Raw genomic sequence first — 25,211 nt, forward strand, 5'->3', positions numbered from 1 at the left:
GCCTTTGTTCTTATGGTATTGCAAAGTATTTAATTGACAATTACTTTACTGTCATATATTCTTGATACAATCAATAATACAATAGCGATTGCAGCCATGCCGAATTGTCCATCGGCAGCAACGAGATGAGCTCCAAGTGCCAATACGAAATCGAAGAAAAATCCGGCGTAAGCCCATTCTTTTAGAAGTTTCGATTTATTAGACCATATAGCCAAAAGGCCAACTAGTTTGGCAACGGCTAATGGGTAAATTATAAAGCTTGGAAATCCTAAAAAGCTAAATGTCTCACTCACCATTTCGTGTTTCATAAAATACATGCTTGCAGACATTAGCATAAGTCCGGATAGTAAGCCTGTTGCTACCCAATAAATTATTTTATTTCTTTTTTCCATCTGTTGTGATTTTCTGCGATTAATAATTGATAGAAAAGTTAGCTCTTTTTAATTGATTCCAAATAGGAGTGATTGTGAATCTGTTCCATTTGCAATGTAGCCGATAATATTCTGTTTGGTTCTACTATTTTTCACTCAATAAACTATTAGTAGTCTGGGTGTTGAATTTCTTAATTAAGCGTTTTTTTTGTAACTTATTACTCATCCTTTTGCCCCTATAAAGTGTAGCCTGATACACTGTGCTGTTGATTTGTGTTGAAACGGAATAATTAGATGGATATGTCTGATATAAAAGAAGGGATTCAAAACCATTTACTTGAATTGCAGTTAGAAATTGATGATATTTTTGCCAAAGGCCGTGATTCTGTAGTTTCGGAAGTGACCATTGGGCAAATATATGGTGGAATGCGTGGATTGATTGCATTGGCTTGCAACACATCCTATGTCGATCCTTATTCAGGACTTCATATTAGCGAGTATACAACAGATGAATTTTCGGATAAGCTGCCTGAGGAAATATTTTTTCTCTTGTCTACAGGGAAATTTCCCGACAGGAAATCACTTGCTGAGTTTCAAAATGATTTGAGTCTCCGCGCTACAATACCTCAATATACTTGGAATGTTTTGCGCAGTCTGCATAAAGATACTCATCCAATGACCATGTTGAGCCTGGGTATTTTATCCATGGAAAATGAGTCCGTTTTCAAGAAGGAATATCAAAAGGGATTAAAAAAATCGGAATATTGGGAATATACTTTGGAGGATGCTATGAATATACTCGCAAAGTTACCAGGACTTGCAGCAGGTATCTATCAAATAAGGTTTGGCGATGGAAATTTAATTCCTCATGATTCCAATTTAGATTGGTCAGGTAATTTGGCAAATATGCTTGGCATTAGTAATGATAAGGGGTTTGCGGATTTAATGCGTCTGTATTTGGTTTTACATTGCGATCATGAAGGAGGGAATGTAAGTGCATTTACATCGAGAGTAGTGAATTCAGCTCTTTCTGATCTGTATTATGCCGTTTCCGCAGGACTTAACGGTTTGGCAGGCCCATTGCACGGATTGGCGAATCAGGAATGTTTACGGTTTATTTTAGAAATTCATGATAAATTTGGAGACGATCCGGATGAGGACGTGTTGAGAGCCTATATTTTAGATATTTTGAATTCGGGTAAAGTGATTCCTGGTTACGGGCATGCTGTATTGCGAGTTACAGATCCTCGATTTACAGCTTTTATGAATTTTGGTGAGGCCAATTGCGCAAGTAATCATTGTTTTAAGATTGCAAAGAAACTCTTCTCGGTTGTTCCGGATATTTTAATTCATTATAAAGGAGGTAAAGTAGCAAATCCATGGCCAAATGTTGATGCGATGTCTGGTTCACTACTGAATCATTACGGACTGAATGAGTTCGATTTTTATACCGTTTTATTTGGTGTGTCGAGAGTAATGGGTTTCTGTGCTCAAAATATTCTTGCACTGGGATTAGGACAGCCAATTATCAGACCTAAAAGTGTTACTAACAGATGGGTACTTGAAAAGCTTACAGTGCCCGGATAAATGCGTTTTGCGTTTAAGTCTGATAGATGTACTTTGATAGAATTTGAATGAATTTTATATAAATGGATTTTATAATTAGTTGAAAAAAAATAAAAATGATGGCATAGCTAATTTCAGATCTACTCAAAGTGATTACCTTTGCGGCTCACTTAAATAAATGAGATGATTAGTGCAGATGCTTTAGCGGTTGAATTTGGAGGGACCACATTGTTTAAAGACATTTCCTTTGTGATTAATGAAAAGGATAGAATTGCTTTGATGGGGAAGAATGGAGCTGGAAAATCGACTCTTTTAAAAATTGTCGCAGGAGCCGAAAGTCCTTCTCGTGGGAGAATTTCAGCTCCTAAGGATAAGGTGATTGCCTATTTGCCACAGCATTTAACAACCGATAATAGCCGTACTGTATTTGATGAGGCAGCTCAGGCTTTTGCCTCTGTTTTCGAAATGGAGAGGCAGATTGAGCAAATGAACGTGGAATTGGGGACACGAACTGATTTTGAGTCGGATAGTTACTACAAACTGATTGAGAATGTTTCTGCTTTAAGTGAAAAATACTATTCTATAGAAGAAATAAATTACGATTCTGAAGTTGAAAAAACACTATTTGGATTGGGTTTTGTGAGAGAACATTTTACAAGACCAACAAGCGAATTTAGTGGTGGATGGAGAATGAGAATCGAATTGGCAAAGATTCTTTTACAAAAACCAGATCTGATTCTTTTGGATGAGCCGACTAATCATTTGGATATTGAATCGATACAATGGTTGGAGGATTTTTTAATAAATTCAGGAAAAGCTGTTGTTATTATTTCTCACGACAGGGCTTTTGTTGATAAAATAACAACCCGAACCATTGAAATAACAATGGGCCGAATTTACGATTACAAAGTAAACTACTCTGAGTATTTGGAGCTTCGAAAAGACCGAAGAGTTCATCAGCAAAAAGCATTTGATGAGCAACAAAGAATGATTGCGGATAATCAGGTTTTTATTGATCGTTTCAAGGGCACTTATTCGAAAACATTGGCGGTTCAGTCGCGAGTTAAAATGCTCGAAAAACTCACAATTGTTGAAGTCGATGAGGAAGATAACTCTGCACTGCGTTTAAAATTCCCACCATCACCACGTTCAGGAAATTATCCTGTAATTGCTGAAGATGTAGAGAAGAAATATGGAGATCATGTTGTGTTTTCAGGCGTTAATTTTACGATACAAAGAGGAGAGAAGCTTGCTTTTGTTGGTAAAAACGGAGAAGGGAAGTCCACTTTGGTAAAAGCCATTATGCAGGAAATTAAGCATTCAGGTGCTTTAAATTTAGGGCATAACACAATGATTGGGTATTTTGCTCAGGATCAGGCTTCGTTGATGGATGAAAATCTTACCGTTTTTCAGACTATTGATGATATTGCAAAGGGAGATGTGCGAACAAAAATTAAAGATATATTAGGGGCTTTCATGTTTGGCGGGGATAATTCAACCAAGAAAGTGAAAATTCTTTCGGGAGGAGAAAAAACTCGATTGGCAATGATTAAATTGTTGCTGGAGCCTGTTAATTTGTTGATTCTTGATGAGCCAACAAATCATCTGGATATGAAAACCAAAGATATTTTGAAAACTGCATTGAAAGAATTTGATGGAACTATAATTCTGGTTTCTCACGATCGTGATTTTCTGGATGGTTTGGCCGAGAAGGTATACGAATTTGGAAACAAAAAGGTAAAGGAACATTTGGGAGATATTTACTCATTCCTGAGCAAGAAGAAAATGGAGAATTTAAATGAGCTTGAACGTAAAAATTAGATCATTAAAATACAATTATATAGAAAGAGACGCCATCGCGTCTCTTTTTTTGTTGAATATGATTTACTGTTGCAACCATAAGATCACTTTTTCGCAATTCGGTTTCTCTTTTGGAGAAAGAACATCAACAAGCTTTCCATCTTCATCAATCAGGTATTTTTGGAAATTCCATTTTACTTTGGAATCCATAACTCCATTTTCCGATTTTTGTGTCAACCAACTGTAAATAGGGTGAATGTCATCTCCTTTTACAGATATTTTTGACATCATGGGAAAACTAACACCATAATTCTTCGTGCAAAATTCTTTAATTTCCTGATCAGTTCCAGGTTCTTGCCAAAGAAAGTTGTTGGCAGGAAAGCCTACAATCACGAAGTTTTCAGCTTGATATTCCTGGTATAAAGCCTCAAGTAATTCGTACTGAGGAGTCAATCCGCATTTAGATGCTGTATTAACGACCATGACTTTTTTGCCCTTCAAATCAGCAAAATTAAATTCGGAACCATCAATTGAAGTAACGGTAAATTGATGAATGCTTTCTTGGGCATAACTTGCCAGACTGGAAGCCACAATCAAAATTACTATTGTTAATATTCGTTTCATATTTTATGATTTAAGTAACCATTAAACAAATTAGTCGCTTTTTTGTTCGAAAACAACATCGGAATACCAAATACTTACAAGGTTTTTTTTCGGTCTTGTTTTGGGACATAAAAAAAGAGCAACCAGTTAGTTGCTCTTATCTCATTCAATATTTAGTGTTCTTAGAATTTCTCATCGTAATTGGTCCAAATTCCATCGCCAATTTCCCATGCTTTTTCAACCACTTCGTTTCCAAGTTGAATGGTTCTGTTGGTCAGGAATTCCAATCTTTTTTTCTTATTCAAACTCAAGAATTGCTCATCAATCTTAGCTTGTTCTGCAAAATAGCTCTTTTGCAAAGGAATAAACACCTTATCGATGTCTTTTCGCATATCTCCCCATCGTTGAGCCGATAATGTACCTAACCTATTGAAAGCCCACCATGCGGATGTACGGGTATAACCCAATATCCGGGCTTTTACCTTATAGCTTTCAGCCAAATCGGTAGCACCTGCATAAACAGGAATATAAATGGATGTTGCTACATTATCCTGAGCCAACCAAACAATTCCACCAACTTCGTCGGGCAACCAGTCGCGACACTGAATAATTGTTGCATACATGGTGTACCAACGAGCGATTGTTCTTTCTCCCAGCTCATTCCATCCGCCATTTACACCAAACAATTTATTCATATCATAAGGCATAAAAGGATTTGCAAAAGGAGAGATAACTTCATTCCCTTCTTTATCTGCCTGTTTTATATTTTTCACAAAATTATAAGGAGTTCCTTCGTAGTAATCTTTAAAGATCTCCACCAATTTGTCCATTGTTACCTTTTCATCCGGTTTTACCGAAAAAGGATAATCCTTATCGTTGGCATCCAAATGCAAAGAAGGAGCGGCCATAGAAAGTACTCGCCATTCTCTTCTTCTTGAAGCCAGAGACAAACGACTCTCAGGTGCATAAACGTAATTCCAACGGAATGTTTCACCTTCTTTCCACCATCCATTTTCCTTGGCAACATCAAAAATATTAGCCGATGCCATAAAATAATCAGGATTTTTTAAATCGATTTCTTTAATGGTACTGGCGTTCGCATTTACTGAAATGTGATCGTTTGGAACTCTTTGAGCAACCCAAACGGCTCCTATTTTTCCTTTTCCAGGACCAACAACCTCAAAATGCCAAACTTCTTTTTTATCTGCAATGGTAAGACATTCTCCATAATCGCGCCATCCGTACTTTTTTAGCAAATCATCAGCTAAAGTAATTGCTTCGCGAGCCGAAGAACATCTTTCCAGCATTAATTGCTGCAAACGCTGACAGTCGATTAAACATTCGGTTGAGAATAGTTCTTCGTGACCTCCAAAAGTAGATTCGCCAATGGCCAATTGCTTTTCGTTAATACAAGGATAGGCTGTATTTAAAAATTGGTAGGTTTTTTCAGCCTGTTCGATTTCTCCAATTTTTTTGTGCTGATAGGTTGGCATTGCCAGACTATCGTATGCCGATCGTTCAAACAGTTCAAACTTACTTCCTTTCTCGTGTTTCTTTGCAGGAGAAATATCCATCCATGCTCGGGTTCGGTGACTATCATCGGTGTGCGATGTGATAACAGAACCATCGACAGTAGCCATTTTACCCACGGTTATGGTTGTACAACCTTCGGGAACACCGTTTTTCCAATCCGATTTGTCCTGAGCCATGGTTGAAAATGAAATTGACGCCATTAAAATGAACAGGCTCATTCTAAGTTGTTTATTCATAAGTTAGTGTTGTGTTATTTAGCAATTGTGTGTTGTTTGTTTTCCTTTTTTACTTTTTCCCTTTCACAAGAAAAATTCCTGAATCTTCAATGGTAATCAGTTTTTGTTTATACAACAGACCTACAGTTTTTTTGAAGTTCTTTTTACTCATGTTAAGCAAGCTGTAAATATCTTCAGGGGAGCTCTTGTCATTTACTGGTAGAAAACCATCTTCTTTTTTTAATAGTGCAAGAAGTTGTTCTCCTGCCTGAGGAATTTCATTCACATAACCTTGTCTTTGCAGACTAACATCAATTTTTCCATCAGGTCTAATTTTCTTAATATATGCTTTGCGTATATCTCCACTTCGAACGGGTTCAAAAATTTCATTTTGGTACAACATTCCAAGGGAATCGTTGCCAATCAATACCTGATAACCCATGTCATTTCTTCTAGTGATAAGGATCTCTACTTCATCACCTTCTTCGTATGTAGTCTCTACATCTCTAAGAACATTCTCAATTTTAGCTGTTCCTACAATTCTTTCCGATGCGTTGTCCAGGTAAACAAATATTAAGTAGGAATAATCAACTTGCATATTGTCTCTTTGTTCGCTAAACGGAACAAATAAATCTTTAGCTATTCCCCAGTCTAGAAATGCTCCTAAATTATTAACTGTTTTCACTTTTAAGTAAGCAAATTCTCCTACCGTAGCATAAGGAATAAGAGTTGTTGCAATAATTCGATTTTCCGAATCACGATAGATAAATACTTTAATAGTATCATCCAATTGGGTTTTTAGAGGTACATATCTGGTTGGCAAAAGAATTAAAGATTCATCTTCTCCCTGTAAATACACTCCAAAATCGACTATTTTAGCAACTTTTAATTCCGCAAACTGACCAATCATACTCACAATATTATATTTTATCACCTTATCTGTATTGAATAAGAATCATTTACAGTTTTAAAGTGTGGTTTCTACTACTCAAAATTTTAACACGGCAAAGGTAAGCATCTTTTTATGAAATATTCGTTTGCAGATCCAATTCCGCAATTTCAAATTCAAATTGGTTTTCTCTAAAATTTTCATGGAAAAGAGGTTCTAATTTCTTTGACTCTTCAAAATCGGTTGTGTTGTACAGCAGATTTTTAAAAACAGAAAATTTTAAATGGGTATTTAGGCTTACGTAGTTACTAACAGTAGGTATTATCTGTTAAATACATATAGTTTACAATCAGTAATTCTGCGTGTGTTGGTTTCAGTAGTGTTTTTGTGTTTTGATATGTGGAGATTACAACTTCCGTTATCGATTGCATCCTTGACTTGGGATTATTAAAGAAAAAAATCACTAATGATATTGGGTGTAAACACCCATTAAATGGGGTATTGTACAACATGTGGCTAATAATGTAGAATTATTTCTTTAATGGAAAATTGTTTTTATTTTTGTTTCAGAATTAAATCACATTGATTCGATTCCAATTTATAAGCAACTCTCTCGAGTAATAATTGGGGATCATAAATTAACAAGTCAGGGTATGAAAAAAAGGAAGTTATTAGTTAGAGATCTTACATTAAGAGATGGTCAGCAATCTCTTTTTGCTACGAGAATGCCACAGGCAGAAATTGAAAAGGTATTGCACCTATATAAGAAAGCCAATTTCTATGCAATGGAAGTTTGGGGTGGAGCAGTTCCTGATTCAGTTATGCGATACCTTAATGAAGATCCATGGTATCGTTTGGAGTCGATTAAAGAAGTGATAGGCGATGTTTCCAAACTTACTGCCTTATCTCGTGGTCGTAACCTTTTTGGATATTCTCCATATCCTGAACAAGTAATTGAAGATTTCAATACTCAGGCAGTTAAATCTGGATTGGGTATCATGCGTATTTTCGATTGTTTGAATGATATCGAAAACATGAAGTCAACTATCAAGTATGTGAAAGCTGCTGGTGGTATTGCCGATTGTGCGGTTTGTTTTACGGTTGATTCTAAATTTCCTACAAAAAAAGAAGATCTTGAAAGATTAACGATAAAGAATCTTCCTGATCAAATTTTTGATCTGGATTACTTTGTTGATATGGCTAAGAAGCTTGAAGCTTTAGGTGCCGATATGATTACATTAAAAGATATGGCTGGATTGGCTTCACCTTCGTATGCAGGTCAAATCATCCGCCGATTTAAAGAAGAATTAAATATTCCTGTAGATTTCCATTCTCACTCTACACCAGGGTATGGTTTGGCTTCTGCTCTTACTGCAATTCTCAATGGCGTTGATATCATCGATACCAATATCATGAATTTTGCAGGTGGATCTGCAGCACCAGCTTACGAATTGATCTATATTTTCTGCAAGAAATTAGGCATTGAATTAGATGGTGATGCTAAGACTGTTGTTGAAATCAACAAAATTCTGAAAGAGATTCGTACGAACGCTTTAGCTGATGTTGATAGCTACAAGCAGTTCCCAATTGAATTTGATATTACAAAAGATAAATTGCCTGCTAACATCGATAAATTTTTCGATGATGCAATTAAGTATGCCAAAGCCGATAAGGAAGAGGAATTACTTGTTGCCTGTCACGCAATTGAAGCATATTTTAATTTCCCAGCAGCTAATCAAATGGTTAAGGATGCGGAAATTCCTGGAGGGATGTATACTAACATGCTTAACCAGTTGAAAGCTTTAGGTTTGGAAACCCTGCTTGAGAGAGTGCTAGAAGTGGTACCAGTGGTTCGTTTGGACGCTGGCTGTCCGCCATTGGTAACCCCTTCTTCTCAAATTATTGGGGTGCAGGCTGTAAATTGTGTACTTGATGAGAATTCCGGTCGTCCGTTCTATACCAACGTAAACAACCAGTTCTTCAATTTGGTAAAAGGAGAGTACGGAACAACTCCAATTGACATTGCTCCTGAATTCCGTAAAAAAATTACCGGGAAAGCAGAACGATCAGCATACGATGTAGATGCTTATGTATCTCCTGAAAATCCAACATTGTCAAAGTACGGAAACGTGAAATTGGCTGTTGATAAAAAAGAATTCATGCTATTGGAGCTTTTCCCATTGGTAGCTAAAGGCTATTTGGAAGGAAAGCGTAAAACTGAATTTGAAGCTAAAAGAGAATCAAATCGTAAGAAAATCGCTGCTGAAAGAGCTGCAATCAAACGTACAGGTAAACTAAAGATTCGTGACCTTACTCTTCGTGATGGTCAGCAATCATTGTTTGCTACACGTGTTCCTCAGGCTGAAATTGAAAAAGTTCTTCCGATGTATAAGGAGGCTAACTTTTATGCAATGGAAGTATGGGGTGGTGCAATTCCTGATTCAGTAATGCGTTACTTAAACGAGGATCCATGGTATCGTTTGGAGTCAATCAAAGAAGTGATTGGTGATGTATCTCACTTAACAGCTCTATCTCGTGGTAGAAACTTGTTCGGATATTCTCCATATCCTGAATCAGTAATCGAAGGTTTCAACAGAAATGCAGTGAAATCCGGTTTGGGTATCATGCGTATCTTCGATTGTCTGAATGATGTGAAGAACATGGAAACAACAATAAAGTATATGAAAGAGGCTGGCGGTATTGCCGACTGTGCTGTTTGTTATACTGTTGATCCTAAGTTCAGCAAAAAACAAAGATGGAAAGCATTGCTATCCGGAAAGAGATTGCCTAAGAAGATTTTCGATGTAGATTACTTCTTAAACAAGGCAAAAGCAATGGAAGCTATGGGGGCTGATATGATTACCGTTAAAGATATGGCTGGATTGATTCCACCATCATTGTCAGGTAAGATTATCAGAAGAATGAAAAGTGAATTGAATGTACCAATTGATTTTCATACTCACTGTACTCCTGGTTACGGATTAGGTGCTGTTTTAATGGCAATTATCAATGGTGTTGATATTGTTGATACAAACATCCTGAACTTTGCAGGTGGACCAGCTGCTCCAGCATTCGAAATCATTCAGATTTTTGCTGATAAGTTAGGCTTGGATACAGGTGTAAATTTAGATGCTGTTGTTAAAATTAACGCTGAGCTAAAAGGAATACGTGAGCGAATTTCAGAATTCGATTCATACAAAATGTTCCCATTGGAATTCGATATTACAGCTGATTATCTTCCAAAAGATATTGATGCATTATTCGATAAAGCTATTGAATTAGCGAAAGCGGATAAGGAAGAAGAATTGTTAGACGTTTGTAACGCTATCGATAAATTCTTCAACTTCCCTGCACCAAACGAAGAAGTAAAAGCTGCTGAGATTCCAGGTGGTATGTATACCAACATGTTGGCTCAGTTGAAAGGTTTAGGTTTGGCCGATTTGTTACCAACTGTACTCTTGAAAGTTCCAGAAGTACGTGTTGCTGCCGGTTGTCCTCCATTGGTTACTCCATCATCACAAATTATTGGTGTGCAGGCTGTAAACTATGTTTTGGATGTGAATAGCGGAAAAGCTCCATATACAAACGTGAACAATCAATTTGCTAACCTTGTAAAAGGTGAATATGGTGATACTCCGATTAATATCGATCCAGAGTACCGTATGAAGATTTGCGGACAGCGTGATGCTACAGTTTTTGATGTAAGCAAATACAAATCACCAGAGAATCCAATATTGGAAGAGTTTGGTGGCGTTAAGCTTGCTGAGAACGAGAAAGAAATGTTGTTGTTGGAATTGTTTCCAATGGTTGCAGGTCCATTCTTGAAGAATCGTAAAGCAGATGCTTACTACGCAGTTATTGAAGCTGAAGAGGCTGAAAAACAAAAAATCATCGACGAGCAAAAAGCGGCTTACAAAGCAATTCCTGCTGACGAGAAGAAAGCAATATTGCTTAGAGGATTATATAGTTTGGGAGGAACTTCAATTGAGGCTACTGGTGACATTACTCAACCAGAAGAAAAAGAGTCTCGTTTGGATCTTAAAACCAAAGAAATGCTTAATAGGATGAGACCTAAAAGCAAATTAGTAGGATAAAGTTTTCTCTTTATATACGCAACCTTAAAAGTGCTGCTCTTCGGAGTGGCGCTTTTTTTTATGATTTTTTTTTGTGGTAATAATAAATTCAGATTTTATTGGACGCAGATCATTATGATTCCGCGATGATTATCGCGGATGAGAAGGTCGAAAATATAGGATTGTTTTCTCTAGGATCTTCGTGGTTTTTAATGAAAATCACAATTGTCAGGTAAAAACAAAAATGCTTGCAGCTTAATTCTGTCCCAAGAGTGTCTTTTTCTACTGATTAAAACCATTATTACATGCTTCCGGGATTTGGATTAGCCCAGTTAGGTGCGCTAAATTGTAGTTGGCAATATTTACGATGCCAGAAGAGCCTCGTAGATGGTGGTATAGCGTTAATAAGGAGTGTTACAGCGACAGCGAACAAATATAATTTAGTAATGGAAAAACACTTTCATTTCTGTTGGTGTTTTCCCTTTTATTAGGTGAGGTTTTATTGTGAAAAAAGAGAGCCTCACCGAAGTGAGACCCTCCTGGTTTATGAAAAAAAATGAGTATTCTATTCATATTTTAAGGCATGAACTGGATCCTGACTTGCGGCCTTCCAGGTTTGCCAGCTTACCGTTGCAATGGCAATGAAAAGGGCAATTACTCCCGATAAGGCAAATATCCACCAGCTTAATTCAATTTTATAGGCAAAATTACTCAACCAGTTAGATGCTGCATAGTAAGCGATCGGACAGGCAATAATGAAAGCGAGTGCTACCCATTTTGTATATTCTCCAATTAATTGAATTAGTATTTCACTGGAAGTGGCACCATTGGCTTTTTTAATGCCGATCTCCTTTGTTTTGTGCTGAATACTGAATGACGAAAGAGCAAACATGCCAAGGGTAGATAGTAATATGGACAGAATGGCAAAAAGTGTTAATGCCTTCATTTCGTTGTACTGATTTCGATAGATTTCGGCATACATATCGCTGATGAATTCATATTTTAAAGGATCATTAGGAAAAAGTTGATTCCATTCTTGAGTAAGAGCGTCAATTGCTGCTTTTTTGTTTTGATCATCAATTTTAACAAAGTATGTTGCGTTAAATATCCTTTTGGAAGCCATCACAATGGGTTCTTCTTTTGTGAACATGTTGTCGTAATGGATTGCATCTACAACGGCGATTATTTCTCCTTTTGCAAACATATAGGTGGCTATGAAGTTGTATTTAAATTCTCTGCCAATTACATCTTCCGGATTGCTAAAACCGAGCATTTTAACGGCAGCCCTGTTTAAAATGTATTGTTCTTTAAATCCAACATGATTAGCCTCATATTCCTTAAGAGTTTTGCCTGCTATGTCTAAATTTGGGTTGATCGCTATATGCTCCCATTCTGCTGTTGATATCGGGCCCATTTTTAGACTTCCTGCAACTGGCTTTATATCAAAAAGCGAAAAGAAATCTTCATCGATGGTTAAAACGGTTAATCGTAATTCTTTATCATTTTCAACACCTTCCATTTTGAATCCGTATTTAAATGGAGCAATACTTCCTGGAGGTACTGTAGAAGCACTTATGGCTAAAATTTCGGGGTGTTTTAAAGCGACCTCCTTGAAGATATCATATTTGTCGATGGCAATCATTGGAGCTTCGGGAATAACAAGAATCGATTCATCACCATGGCCTAAATGATTTTTATTTACGTATGAAATTTGATTGTACAGAACTAGGGTTAGAATTAAGGCAGAGATGGACAGAACGAATTGAAACAGGAGCGACAACTCAAATTTTCTGGATCCTTGATCGGGAGCTTTACTTAAATTCGTTGATAAACCTGTAAGATATAATGGAAGTAAGGCAAGAATACCAAATACAATCAGAAGTAGAAGAGCAGAAATTAATACGGTACTGTAAGCTATTTCCAACTGATATTCGAAATGAGTTGCTTCATTAAAATTGTAAGCTAAAAATGCTCCAATTCCTATTGCTATTATGTTTTGTGTTATAGATCTTAAAAAGAGAAGTTGCGAAAGATTAAAAATTGAAGCTCCGTTCACCATTCTAATTTTAAAATCTTTACTGTTGTTTATAAATTGTACAAAGTTTAAATTTGAATAGTTGATGATTACAATTAAAAGAATAATTACAGCGCCTGCAATTAGAATGATTAACGAATTAATATTCCCATTCTGACCTAATTCATTTCCTTGATGACTTTTTAAGTGAATATCTTTTAGCTTTAAAAGTTTAAAGCTTGGAGCTACTTCACCTTCTTTAACATTCTTAGACCAATAATCATTAATTGAATTTACGAGTTCATAAATGGACGTTTTTTCATGCAGAAGCAAATAGGTGTAATAACCTCCGAAATTTTCTTTCATTTCCTTTAAAGATCTTGAAAGTAGTATTTCTGGTCTAAAGTGGGAGTTGTTTGGTGCATCTTTTAATATCGCAGTAATGGTAACTATTTTGTCTTTTGCATAAGGTTCTTTTATCGTGATTTCTTTTCCTATAACATCTGTGCTGCCAAAATAGTTAATTGCTGTTGCTGTACTAATTGTTACTTCGTTTGGTTTTTTTAGAAGCGTATTTCGATTTCCTTTTTCTACTTTAAAATCAAAAACTTCAAAGAAAGTTTCGTTGGTGTAGTAGATGTTTTCAGGGGAAAACTCATTTTCTCCAATCTGAATTTTTGCTTGCCATAAATTGCCAATAAATCCAATCTTTTTAATGGAAGGAAAACGGTCGTAGAGACTGACGATGTAGTTTCTGTCAATAGAGGCAGAACTGATATCATCAGTTTGATCAAGTTTGTTTGCTCTTCCTGGTTTGTCAATTTGTATTCTGTAAATATTGTCTGCTTTGGAATGAAATTTATCGAAGGAGAGCTCTTTTTGAGTGTATGAGAAAACAATAAGAACAACAGCAAAGGCAATTGCAATGCCAATGATATTAATCGAAAACCATTTTTTATTTTTGTTGAAATAATTGAAAAACATAGGTGTCGTATTGAGGGTTAGAAATTAATGCTGGGCATTTTTTTTGCAGTACTTTCCGCTGCTATTTCACCATCGAAAAGGCGAATTACTCTGTGTGCAAATTCCGCATCTCTTTCCGAGTGAGTGACCATCACTATTGTTGTTCCGTCATTATTTAATTCGCTCAATAAATTCATCACTTCCAATCCTGTTTTCGAATCCAGATTACCAGTTGGTTCATCAGCAAGCAACAGTTTTGGGTTGGCCGCTACCGCGCGGGCTATGGCAACACGCTGTTGTTGTCCACCTGATAATTGCTGTGGGTAATGGTTCCTTCGGTGCCCAATTTTCATACGATCTAGTATTTCCAAAACGCGTGCTTTCTTATCTGCTGATTTAATATTTAAATAATTAAGTGGCAGTTCAACATTTCGGTAAACATTTAGTTCATCAATTAGGTTAAAACTCTGGAACACAAAATTGACATTGCCTTTTCTGATTTTATTGCGTTGTTTTTCTTTTTGAGATCCGACTTCCTGATTGTCAAAATAATACTTTCCTTCAGATGGACTATCCAACATTCCCATGATGTTGAGCAAGGTCGATTTACCGCAACCCGAAGGCCCCATAATGGCAACGAATTCACCTTCTTTAATTTCCAGTTTAATATTGTTTAGGGCTGTTGTTTCAACCTCTTCTGTCTGGAAGGTTTTACTTAAGTTCTCTATTTTTATCATGTTAATCAGATTGGTAATACAATTGTACAGGTTTCATACTATAAACACAAGTGAATTAAATAGTATGAAACTTTAAAGACTTGTTATCTTATTTGTATTTCGTTGCCAATTATTATGCCTCTTATCGAATATAATAGATAGTCAGCTTGTTAGCTTAATTTACGTGGTGTTTTATTGATGTGGATTGTAAATAAATTTTATTATTAGTGTATAGTTTCTTTACAATTAATAGACTTGTTAGGGAAGGTTTTTTACTTTTGAGAAAGGCTAAAATTTAGATTATGTCAATAGGTAGGGTTTTAATAGTTGATGATCACAAAAGGGTGTTGACCGCTTTGCAGATTTTACTTCAAGATGAATTTGAAGAAGTGCAGACTTTGTCTAATCCCAATTCTTTACTTTCTACTTTAGCAACTAATCAATATGATATTATTCTTCTGGATATGAATTTTTCAGCAGGAGTGAATACGGGCAATGAAGGTTTGTTCTGGTTGAAAAAAATACTGGATAAAGATACTGATCTGGCTGTTGTTTTGATGACTGCATATGGTGATGTGGAGTTAGCCGTGAAGGCCATAAAAGTAGGAGCATCCGATTTTATTTTAAAGCCATGGGATAATAACAAATTGGTTAGTACCCTGAAAACGGCATTGGAACTGCGGCGATCGAAACAGAAAATTATTCAGTTGGAGAATGAAAAAGCAGGGTTGGCACGAGAGATGAATCAAGCATCAACACAAATGATTGGTCGATCAAAACCAATGCTGGAAATGCTGCGCATTGTTGAAAAGGTTGCAAGTACCGATGCCAATATTTTGATTCTTGGAGAACATGGAACTGGAAAGGAGTTAATTGCAAGAGAATTGCATCAGAAATCGGAAAGATGCAATGGCATTTTTATTACTGTTGATATGGGAGCAATTACCGAATCATTGTTCGAAAGTGAACTTTTTGGGCATGTGAAAGGTGCTTTTACCGATGCAAGGGAAAGTAGAATTGGTCGGTTCGAAATTGCTTCTGGAGGAACGCTGTTTTTAGACGAAATAGGCAATCTTTCCATGCCGATGCAAGCCAAGTTACTTGGTGCATTGCAAACACATAAGATCATTCGCTTAGGCGATAATCAGGTTCGTGATATAGATATCCGATTGATTTGTGCAACCAACAAAAATTTGGTGCAGATGGTTGTGGATGGTGAGTTTCGGGAAGACCTGCTATATCGAATCAACACCATTCAGATTGATGTGCCTGAGTTAAGGTATAGAAATGGGGATGTTGCAGTATTGGCGGAGTATTACCTGAGAAAATATGCAGCGAAGTACAACAAGGAAAATCTTCGGTTTGCTAAAAATACGATTGATAAACTAATGGGATATTCTTGGCCTGGAAATGTTCGGGAGCTGCAGCACACAATCGAAAAGGCAGTTATTTTAACTGATAATCCGGAATTGTTAGCTGAAGAGTTTCTTTTTAAAGAGAGACGCATCAATGAAATAAAAAATGAAGCTGTTTCATTCGAAGAGATGGAAAAGCAATTGATTGGCTCTTCAATGGACCGGCACAAAGGCAATATGAGTCATATTGCTAAGGAATTAGGTGTAACTCGTCCAACCTTATATCATAAAATTAAAAAGTATGATTTATAAAAAATTGCTGGTTCAGATAATTGTCCGGATTATTGGGATTGTTCTTCTTTCATTTCTTTTTGGCTGGTTGCTTTGGGAAAGTAATTATCCGAATTTGTCAATTGTTGTATTTATTCTTATTTGTTGGCAGGTTGTTAAATTGATCTATTTTCTGAATTCTACGAACCGTTTGTTAAGTCAGTTTTTTTTATCCGTAAAGAATGAAGATTCTACCCTTAAAATACCCAAAGTATTTGAAGGAAGATCATTTAATGAACTTCGTGTTAGCATGCAGAATGTCAACCAAATAATAAAAGATTTACGTCTTAAATTCCAACAAAAGGAGATTTTTAGTGATGCAATAATTGAGAATGCTGCTGTTGGTATTTTAACCATTACTTCTTCGGGAAAGGTTGAATGCATCAATCGAAAAGGAAGAGAATTACTTGGTGTTCATCATTTGGTTAACATCAAAGCTCTATTAAAATCTGATTCAAATCTGGTTTTTTTATTTCAACAGATAAAGTCGGGCGAAAGCCGTATTGTTGAAACGCAAATTAGCCAGACTAAAATGCATTTGTTAGTTAATTGTAGTGCGTTAATTTTAGCCGAAGAAACGTATCAATTACTTTCTTTTACGGATATTAAGAATCAGCTGGACGCGAAAGAACTGGAGTCTTGGCAGAGTTTAATTAACGTTCTTACCCATGAAATAATGAATTCTGTTTCCCCTTTAACGTGCTTGTCTGAGAATCTGGAAAAAAGTTATAAAGAAATAAATTCAGGGACATTGATTTCGGAGAAATTACTCACAAAAACTAAAACTGGATTACGGGTAATTAAAGAGCAGGGTGAGGGTTTGATGCATTTTGTTGAAACGTACCGCGAATTATCCCGTATACCAAAACCACAAATAAAAGATGTCGCAGTAAAACATTTGTTTGAGCATGTGAAGTCCTTATTTTGTTTGGATGAGAATGTCAATATTCATTATCAGTTTATTATTGAGGGTGAGGATTTATTAATCGCTATCGATGAGCAACTTATTGTTCAAGTGATGGTGAATCTAATTAAGAATGCACAGTTTGCAATCTTTGAAAAGGGAATCATTCAAATTAAAGCTGAATCCAATGAGGATGGATTTGTAATAATTTCGATAGAGGATAACGGTTCAGGTATCAAATCCGAAGACATGCAGAGTGTTTTTATTCCATTTTTTACAACAAAAGAAAATGGTTCGGGTATTGGTTTATCTATCGCAAGATCCATTATGCGTTTGCACAATGGCAATATAAATCTGGAGTCTTTTTATGGCGAAGGTACAAGGGTGCTTATTTCATTTCGGGAACGAATCCAGGAATTATCTAAGGAGAAAATGCTTGTTTAAATTTGGTTTTGTTTTTTTCAGTATATTGATTTATTGTTAGGTTAGCTGTCATAAATATTTATTTAAATTGAGTGTGAATTGAAAATAAATAGAACAACAAGGACTAACGAATGTTAAAATATGATATTTTAGGGGAATGGTTGAGCAAAAGGTATTACGTTCGAGAATATTAGAGTTGTTGTTTAAAGGTGAATCTGAGTCTGCAATTCTTAATGAATTGGTGCATCAGGCTCAATTGATTGCATCTGACTCTATTTGTTCAATATTGTGTGTTGATGAGAAAGGAAAGCGTTTATTGTTGGGAGCGGCACCTGATTTACCCGATTTTTACAATAAAGTAATACATGGTACTCCTATAAGACATGGAGTCGGATCATGTGGAACCGCAGCTTTTACTGGTGAAAGAGTTATTGTTGAAGACATTTCCACTCATCCTTTTTGGAAGAATGTTAAAAATCTTGCGAAAGAAGCAGATTTAGGATCATGTTGGTCTGAACCCATAAAGGATCCTTCGGGTAAGGTTTTAGGGACTTTTGCCATTTATCATCGTACGCCAAATTCGCCAAATCCAAAAGATCTGGAATTGATCTCAGAACTATCAGACCTTACTGCAATTGTTCTAGATCGCTATAAAATCATTAAACGACTGGAGGAAAGCGAAAATAAATATAAGGTTTTGGCTAATGCAGGTAATGAAGCAATTTTTATTCTTGAAGGCGATAAAATAGTTGAAGTAAACAAGCGAGCAGAAATAATAACGGGTTATTCTGAAATGGAATTATCTGGTATGTCAATTTATAATTTTCTTGCTAAAGAATATTGGATTACTCCTTACTCTGATGAATCCAGAAAATTTCGACATAAAATTAAGGCTGTCGGTGTTAATAAAAATGGCCTAAACGTAAGTGTTATTGTTCGTATTAAAAATTCCACTTTCAAAGGTAAAGTGGTTTGTTTACTTTCCGTAAGAGATGTTACCAATTACATAAATGCCAAAATAGAATTAAGTAAATTATCTCAATCAATCATTCAAAGTCCGGTATCTGTTGTAATAACAAATGTAGATGGAGATATTGAGTATGTGAACCCGAAATTTAATAAACTAACCGGTTATTCTTTGGAAGAAGTAATTGGAGAAAATCCCCGACTTTTAAGCTCTGGAAATAATAAAGCTGAATTGTATAAATCCATGTGGCAGGAGATTAAGTCGGGTAATGTGTGGAGAGGAGAATTTCAGAATAAGAAAAAAAGCGGAGAGCTATTTTGGGAATTTGCAACAATATCACCTTTAAAGGATGACCGAGAGCAAATTATTAATTTTATTGCTGTTAAAGAAGATATTACAGATCGGAAGAGGCAAGAACAAATTCAACGAATTATATTGAATATTTCGAATGCTGTATTTACTCAAATGACCTTAGTAGAGTTTATTCAATTTATCAGAGAAGAATTATCTTCTATTATGGACACAACGAATTTCTTTGTTGCATTATATGATGACGAAACGGAGTTGTTTAGCCTGCCTTTTCATGACGACGAACATGATTCATTTGAAAAATTCCCTAAAGGCAAGACTATTTCGGGCTGGGTTGTTGATCATGAAACGGCACTTTTAGCGACAGCAGAAAAATTGGATGAGTTGGAGGCTAAAGGAGAAATTGATCTTGTAGGTGAACCATCAAAGATTTGGCTTGGTATGCCTCTTAAGGGAAAAGAAAAAGTGATTGGTGTGTTGGTCATTCAAAGTTACATTGACGAGAATGTGGTTACCGAAGAGGATAAGAATATGCTTGAGTTGGTCTCTCAGCAGATTAGTATTTCTATTGAGCAAAAAAGAACTGAACAGGAATTGCATAAAGCTTTGCGTGACGCTACGGAATCTGATCGTTTAAAGTCTGTATTTTTAGCTACGATGTCACATGAATTGCGCACACCTTTAAATGCAGTAATTGGGTTTTCCGAATTAATCAATAATGAAATAGATCTTGAAACAGCAGTTGAATATAGTAAAATGGTTAATCAGAGCGGTCAGAATCTATTAAACATTGTAGAGGATTTGTTCGATATTAGTCTAATACAATCGGGTGCTGTTAAAATTAAACAGGAAAATTATAGCTTGCTTAATTTATTTTATGAGATAAGCGCAGTGATTAATGTAGAACAGAAAGTGCTTAATAAAGAGCATATTGAATTAAAGATAAATTTTCCTTCGGACTATAATGATTTTTTTATAAAAACTGATCCTCATCGTTTTAAGCAGGTATATTTGAATTTACTGAAAAATGCGTTAAAGTTTACCGATCGGGGAAGTATTGAATATGGGTTTACAAAAAGTGATTTGAAATCGGGTATCGTTCTTCAGTTTTATGTGAAAGATACAGGAATAGGAATACCTGAAGAAGTACAAGAAAGTATTTTTGGTCTGTTTAGACAGGCCAATGAAAAGCTTTCACGGAAATATAATGGAGTCGGAATCGGTTTATCTATATCGAAGAGCTTAACTGAATTATTGGGAGGGAAAATTTGGTTTGATTCAATACCTGAAGAAGGATCAACTTTTTATTTTACACATCCTATTAAATAAGCTAAAACAATTCAATAATAAGATCAAAATGCTTCAGTTCTTTCCCTGTAAGTTTTTTAACCAATTTTAGCATGCAATTCATCAAACTATAAGCCTGATAATAAAACAAATGCTCTTTTAAAATCGTAATTTAGTTAATAGGTTACTTTTTATTCAGCTTTAAACTTATAGCCATGACATTGCAAAAATACATCCGCACAATCGGTAGGTGTTTGTTGTCGCTTACCTTCATTTGTTTTAGTACATTACTCGTTAAAAGTCAGCAACAACCACAAGATAATCTGGGAGAGTTGAACCAGATTGAACCAGAAGAAAAGGTTTCTGAACCTCAGAAAAAGGAAAAGGAGAAAAATCAAATTCCCATTGGATTATTTGCCTATAATAAATGGGTTGATTTAAATGAGAATGGCCTTGTAGAAAGCAATGAATTTTTTGGTTTGGGAAAAGATTCATTTGCAAAAGGAGAGCCTATCAGTGCCTCTTTGCATGATCCAAATTTGAGCGATGGTACTAATTTGAAACTTCGAATTTGGGATACGAGTGGTAATTTAATTCGTACCATTAAAAAGAATTATACTTCAACACCGATGTTTACCTACTCGAGTTTTGATTCCTTTCTTCCTGTCGGGAATTATATTATCACTATTAATCCTGAGGAAACCGGAACAACCTACCAAATCCGTTTTTCCTTAAAAGAACCCAATGGAAATATTTATTCTCAAATTCGCAAAAAACTACTTCCTGAGAATTTGTATGTATTTAAGAGATGGATTGATGAGGATGGAGATATGAAATTGGACAGCACAGAAGTTATTGCTTTAAATCAGAAACAATTTGTTTTAGGCGATGTGAATTTTGAACTGGGTTTAAATCTTCCTTCAAGTAGCAAGCAAGTTGTTTATCAGGTTTGGGATGATAAGCATCAATTAATGAGTATGAAAATTGCGAAATTGGATAGTTTGCAACATTTTACGATGAATGTGGATACTCTTCGAAAGGGAAACGATTTTTTGATGGTTTTAAATGTTGCTCCGGTAGGAGATTATTTAATAACAGCCTCGGTTGTAGATGAAAAGGTGATGCAATACAAGATACCCATACAGATTATAGATACCACTAAGACTCCTGTGTCGGAACAAGTAGTAGCTGTAGAACCGGATTTAAATGCAGAATTACCAACGGAGCCAGAGTTAGTTGCAACCGAAGATACAACACCAACAGTTCCACAAATGAGTATGGGAACCTCTGAAAATGTGGATAATTTAGCGCCGGAATTTAAGAAAGGGCAGGAAGGGTTTTTCTTCTTTACAGGATTTATTGATTTGAATGAGAACAATGTGCAGGATAGGGATGAGTTTATGGGAGCCGATCAGGATTATTATTATTCGGAATCGGAAAATATATTTGTACAGTTTCATTTGAGGCAATTTTTTAATACGATGCTCAAATTGCAGATATTGGATGCTGAGAAGCAGTTAGTTAAAGAACAAATTGGCAATTACGGCGATTCTCCATTCGTATTTAAAGTTTCAATGCCCGATGATTCTTTGATTCCCGGAGATTATCAATTACTGATAATGCCATTAGGATCGGAAATAAAATATAGATTAGAGCTAACAGTTAAGTAATTAAAAATCCCGCTTCGGAGTTCCGAAAAGCGGGATTTTATCTAATCTATAAACTAAATGAAAAAAATGCTGTTTATTGCTTCACTATCTTTTTACTAAGTTGCGAACCATCCTCCATTTCAAAAACTAAAATATAAGTTCCTTTTGTTAGATTATTCAGGTTTAAATTTGCTGATTCATTTGGCATATTTACAGCTACAATTGCTTTTCCTGATAAATCAAAAAGCTGTAATCTATTAACTTGTTTTAGATTTTCAAGATGAAGAATATCACGAACTGGATTTGGATACAGGCGTAATTCTTTATTTAGGATATCATTAATTCCGGTTGAGTAGGCGATTTCTTCGCTGTACGAGCTGTAAATAGTCTCACCTTGAAGTAAATCACCCGTTTTAGCAACAGGAGTCACTGAAAAACGAATGAAATTAGCACGATCGGCTCTAACAAGTGTATAAGTTAGAGCACTTGCGCCGCTTATAACAGCTTCATTCGTTCCCTTCGCATCATCTGCTCTGTACCATTGGTAAATAGAGCTTTCTTCATCTTCAAGATCACCGTTTACATCGGTGTAAGTATAATCTACAGTTAGAGTTTCATCTTCACGGAAAGTCCCGCTTATAGTAATATTTGAAGCAATAGGTGCTGATTTAATATCTGGAACTGAAAGTTGTTTTGTTGTGTAAATATGATATTCCCCAGCTTCAAGATCAATAAATGCATTCTTATCATTCACGGTAATTGTTTGTCCGGTAAAGTAATCATACCAGGTTCCAGTTTTACTGAAATTAGGATCAATTTCTCCTGCCTTTGTGTCGAAATTTCCAATTACTCTTACATCCATATCAGAATGATTGATTTCAATACTCTTTAAAACAGTATTTGTATTCAGAGTGAAATTTTCTGATTCGAAAGCAACTTCTTCTTTTTTTAGCTTGATGAGAGCTGAAAATACCTCGAAAAGTCTTTTTCGGTTCGGATCATCCTGATATTCCCAATGGATTGGTTTTTTGCCAACTCTGTCGTTGAAATCGATGGATACATCGTAGCCTAATTCTTCAAATTGCCATATCATTTTTGGCCCAGGAACGGTGAAAAAGAAGGTTGACGCTGCCTCAACTCTCGAAAGGGCAGTGTTTAGTTCTGTAATATCATAAGTACTTGAAGAGGCTCCGAAGTTAAGATTACGATACATCATGCGTTCTTCATCATGACTTTCCATATAGCTAACCAATTTTGGACTGTCCCATTCTCGTTCAAGCCATGAATACCAACTGAAATCAGAAGTATAGCCCATGGAAGCTTCGCTGTATTCATGATTGGCATTTCCCCATAACATGATACCATGAGCAGCCAATTCTTTTTCTTCCGGATTATCGGATAAATGCTCGAAGATGACTACTGCGTTGTATTTGACGTTCCAAATTGCTGTAGACATACGTTTCAATATATCAATGCGTTCTTGGTCGTATTGTCCGCCCCAAGGGTCTGAAGAAGTATGGGGTGTATTTGAAAAACCTTTTGTGAAATCGAAGCGGAATCCATCAATGTGATATTCGTTCATCCAGTAGGTATTAATCCGATCCACCAGTTTTTGCGTATCTAAAGTTGCATGATTGATATCATAACCCCAATGGGCATCGGTATTTTCAAAATTGCTCTCAACATTGTACCATGGATTGTCTGCCGTTGGTTTTGAACCATCGAAGTACATGCGTAAAAACGGAGATTGTCCATAGGTATGATTTAGAACCATATCCATATAAACCGCTATTCCTCTACTGTGACATTCGTCTATAAATGCTTTATAATCATCTTTTGTCCCGTAGGCTTTATCTGGTGCAAAATAGAAGGATGGATTGTATCCCCAGGAATCATTTCCTTCAAATTCATTAAATGGCATCAATTCAATAACATTTATACCAAGGCGTTCCAAATAATCCAATGTGTCTGTTACTGTTTTGATATTGCCCGTCTCAACAAAATCACGAACGTGTAATTCATAGACTACCAAATCTTCTTTGGTAGGTGGCGTAAATTGTGAATCGGACCATGTAAAAGCCGTTTGTGCTGTCTGGAAAACGCTGGCTATTTCACTTGTTTTATCAGTAGGGTAGGGAATTAAATTAGGATAAGTGGTACTGGAAATGTATTGATCATTCCACGGATCCAATAATTTATCGGCGTAAGGATCTGCAATTTTGATAGTACCGTCGATAACATACTGGAAAATGTATTCTTTTCCTGCTGTAAGATTGTCGAGAGTAATCCAAAAATAATCTCCGTCTTTTTTCAATTGATAAGTATTATCAATTTCCCAATTGGTGAAATCACCAATAACATATGCAAACTCCTTATTTGGAGCATAAAGTGATAGGGTAACTGTATTGTCGTCAATATAATTGATACCATCAATAATGCCTGTTGGCAAGTCTCCTGTAAGCACATCCGCTCGCACGAAGAAATGAATTGTGTCTCTGGCTTCTTCTGTTCCAGATGTAGCTACAGCAATTAATTCGTGACTTCCTGAAATGTCGGATTGAACAGTTGTCGTAATTTCTTGTTCTGTAATGGTGTTTTCCACTAACACATCATCAAGGTAAAGGCTGAGGCTTTCGCTAATATTTGATTTAACTTCTAATTGAAGGGCCTCATTTTTTGCAATCATTTTATTGTCGGAAGGAATGGAGAAACTTACATTTAAACCATCTTTGTATACATCAATTAAAAGATCATTGGTTTGTTGAGCACCGTCAGCTGATCTTAAAACAGCAGCAATTTGGGTAACAACTTCACCGTTACCTACCGAGTAATAATCTGTAATGTTTGGTGTGATAATAAGAGTGTAGGTTCCATCGTTATTATTGGTTAGTTGGGGTTGTGTTGTATTATCCCCCCAAGAACCAATAACATGTTGCCATTCTGTGTTTCCCTCAATTATAACTCCGGTATGAGCATATAAGTCTCCTGTGAAAGTTCCAAGGCTTGATTCCTGTGAGGAATCGAAAGTAATGGTAATTTCATCACTTACGGTAGGAAAGGTAGGAGAGGTTGAGATTTGTCCAAATCCTATTGATGGAATCAGCAATAGTAAAGAAAGGAGATATGTGTATAGTTTCTTCATAGTTAGCTTCTTCTCTTGATTAAGTTTTTAGTATAGTGTTAAGCTAAAAAAAAATGCAATTAGCAACCAGATTTGTTACTAATTGCATCAAATTATTTAAAA

General features: G+C 35.9%; 14 protein-coding genes. 7 read left to right on the forward strand and 7 right to left on the reverse strand.

The features are described 5' to 3' along the window. Window positions 1-29: 29 nt before the first annotated feature. Entirely contained in the window at window positions 30-392 is a 363-nt protein-coding gene (locus tag ALGA_RS15260; protein WP_096430552.1) for a DoxX family protein, read from the reverse strand. 279 nt (window positions 393-671) lie between these two features. On the opposite strand from ALGA_RS15260, the gene ALGA_RS15265 reads away from it, so the two are divergent. Together ALGA_RS15265 and ALGA_RS15270 are read left to right on the forward strand one after the other, a co-directional pair. After that, window positions 672-1,958: a citrate (Si)-synthase gene (locus tag ALGA_RS15265; RefSeq protein WP_096433679.1), complete on the forward strand. Its 1,287-nt coding sequence runs from the start codon at window positions 672-674 to the stop codon at window positions 1,956-1,958. A 162-nt stretch (window positions 1,959-2,120) separates the two neighbouring features. Beyond that, on the forward strand, window positions 2,121-3,758 hold the full coding sequence (locus ALGA_RS15270; protein ID WP_096430554.1) for an ABC-F family ATP-binding cassette domain-containing protein: 1,638 nt from the start codon (window positions 2,121-2,123) through the stop codon (window positions 3,756-3,758). A 63-nt stretch (window positions 3,759-3,821) separates the two neighbouring features. Here ALGA_RS15270 and ALGA_RS15275 read toward each other — a convergent pair whose 3' ends face one another. The 3 genes from ALGA_RS15275 to ALGA_RS15285 all read right to left on the reverse strand — a co-directional run bounded on the left by ALGA_RS15275 (window position 3,822) and on the right by ALGA_RS15285 (window position 7,022). Next, window positions 3,822-4,361: a glutathione peroxidase gene (locus ALGA_RS15275; RefSeq protein ID WP_096430557.1), complete on the reverse strand. Its 540-nt coding sequence runs from the start codon at window positions 4,359-4,361 to the stop codon at window positions 3,822-3,824. Between the two features lie 161 nt (window positions 4,362-4,522). Continuing rightward, window positions 4,523-6,109: a dipeptidase gene (locus tag ALGA_RS15280; RefSeq protein ID WP_096430560.1), complete on the reverse strand. Its 1,587-nt coding sequence runs from the start codon at window positions 6,107-6,109 to the stop codon at window positions 4,523-4,525. 49 nt (window positions 6,110-6,158) lie between these two features. After that, entirely contained in the window at window positions 6,159-7,022 is an 864-nt protein-coding gene (locus ALGA_RS15285) for a CvfB family protein (protein WP_197705585.1), read from the reverse strand. A gap of 608 nt (window positions 7,023-7,630) precedes the next feature. Between ALGA_RS15285 and ALGA_RS23220 the strand changes: the two genes are divergently transcribed. Beyond that, window positions 7,631-11,071 carry a hypothetical protein gene (locus ALGA_RS23220; protein WP_197705586.1) on the forward strand — a complete coding sequence of 1,147 codons (3,441 nt, stop codon included), beginning with the start codon at window positions 7,631-7,633 and terminating at the stop codon, window positions 11,069-11,071. Between the two features lie 544 nt (window positions 11,072-11,615). Here the strand turns inward: ALGA_RS23220 and ALGA_RS15300 are convergent. Further along, window positions 11,616-14,048 (reverse strand): ABC transporter permease, encoded by a 2,433-nt coding sequence (locus ALGA_RS15300; protein ID WP_096430566.1) that lies wholly within the window; start codon window positions 14,046-14,048, stop codon window positions 11,616-11,618. Between the two features lie 17 nt (window positions 14,049-14,065). Then, a complete protein-coding gene (locus ALGA_RS15305; RefSeq protein ID WP_096430568.1) occupies window positions 14,066-14,764 on the reverse strand; it encodes an ABC transporter ATP-binding protein in 699 nt (232 codons plus the stop codon). Window positions 14,765-15,045: 281 nt separating this feature from the next. Between ALGA_RS15305 and ALGA_RS15310 the strand changes: the two genes are divergently transcribed. From ALGA_RS15310 to ALGA_RS15325, 4 genes are all read left to right on the forward strand, one after another. Next, complete coding sequence (locus ALGA_RS15310) at window positions 15,046-16,410, forward strand: sigma-54-dependent transcriptional regulator (RefSeq protein WP_096430571.1); 1,365 nt, start codon at window positions 15,046-15,048, stop codon at window positions 16,408-16,410. Continuing rightward, window positions 16,400-17,776: a sensor histidine kinase gene (locus tag ALGA_RS15315; RefSeq protein ID WP_096430574.1), complete on the forward strand. Its 1,377-nt coding sequence runs from the start codon at window positions 16,400-16,402 to the stop codon at window positions 17,774-17,776. The genes ALGA_RS15310 and ALGA_RS15315 overlap by 11 nt, the downstream gene beginning before the upstream one ends. A gap of 136 nt (window positions 17,777-17,912) precedes the next feature. Beyond that, the gene (locus tag ALGA_RS15320; protein ID WP_096430577.1) at window positions 17,913-20,360 is read left to right on the forward strand and encodes a sensor histidine kinase; all 2,448 of its coding nucleotides are present in this window, start codon (window positions 17,913-17,915) and stop codon (window positions 20,358-20,360) included. A 173-nt stretch (window positions 20,361-20,533) separates the two neighbouring features. Next, window positions 20,534-21,988, forward strand: a complete 1,455-nt coding sequence (locus ALGA_RS15325; RefSeq protein WP_096430580.1) for a hypothetical protein — start codon at window positions 20,534-20,536, stop codon at window positions 21,986-21,988. Window positions 21,989-22,061: 73 nt separating this feature from the next. Here the strand turns inward: ALGA_RS15325 and ALGA_RS15330 are convergent, their stop codons facing one another. Continuing rightward, on the reverse strand, window positions 22,062-25,109 hold the full coding sequence (locus tag ALGA_RS15330; protein WP_096430583.1) for an alpha-amylase family glycosyl hydrolase: 3,048 nt from the start codon (window positions 25,107-25,109) through the stop codon (window positions 22,062-22,064). Window positions 25,110-25,211: the final 102 nt, after the last annotated feature.

Origin of the sequence: Labilibaculum antarcticum (assembly GCF_002356295.1) — a bacterium.
GTDB classification, from domain to species: domain Bacteria; phylum Bacteroidota; class Bacteroidia; order Bacteroidales; family Marinifilaceae; genus Labilibaculum; species Labilibaculum antarcticum.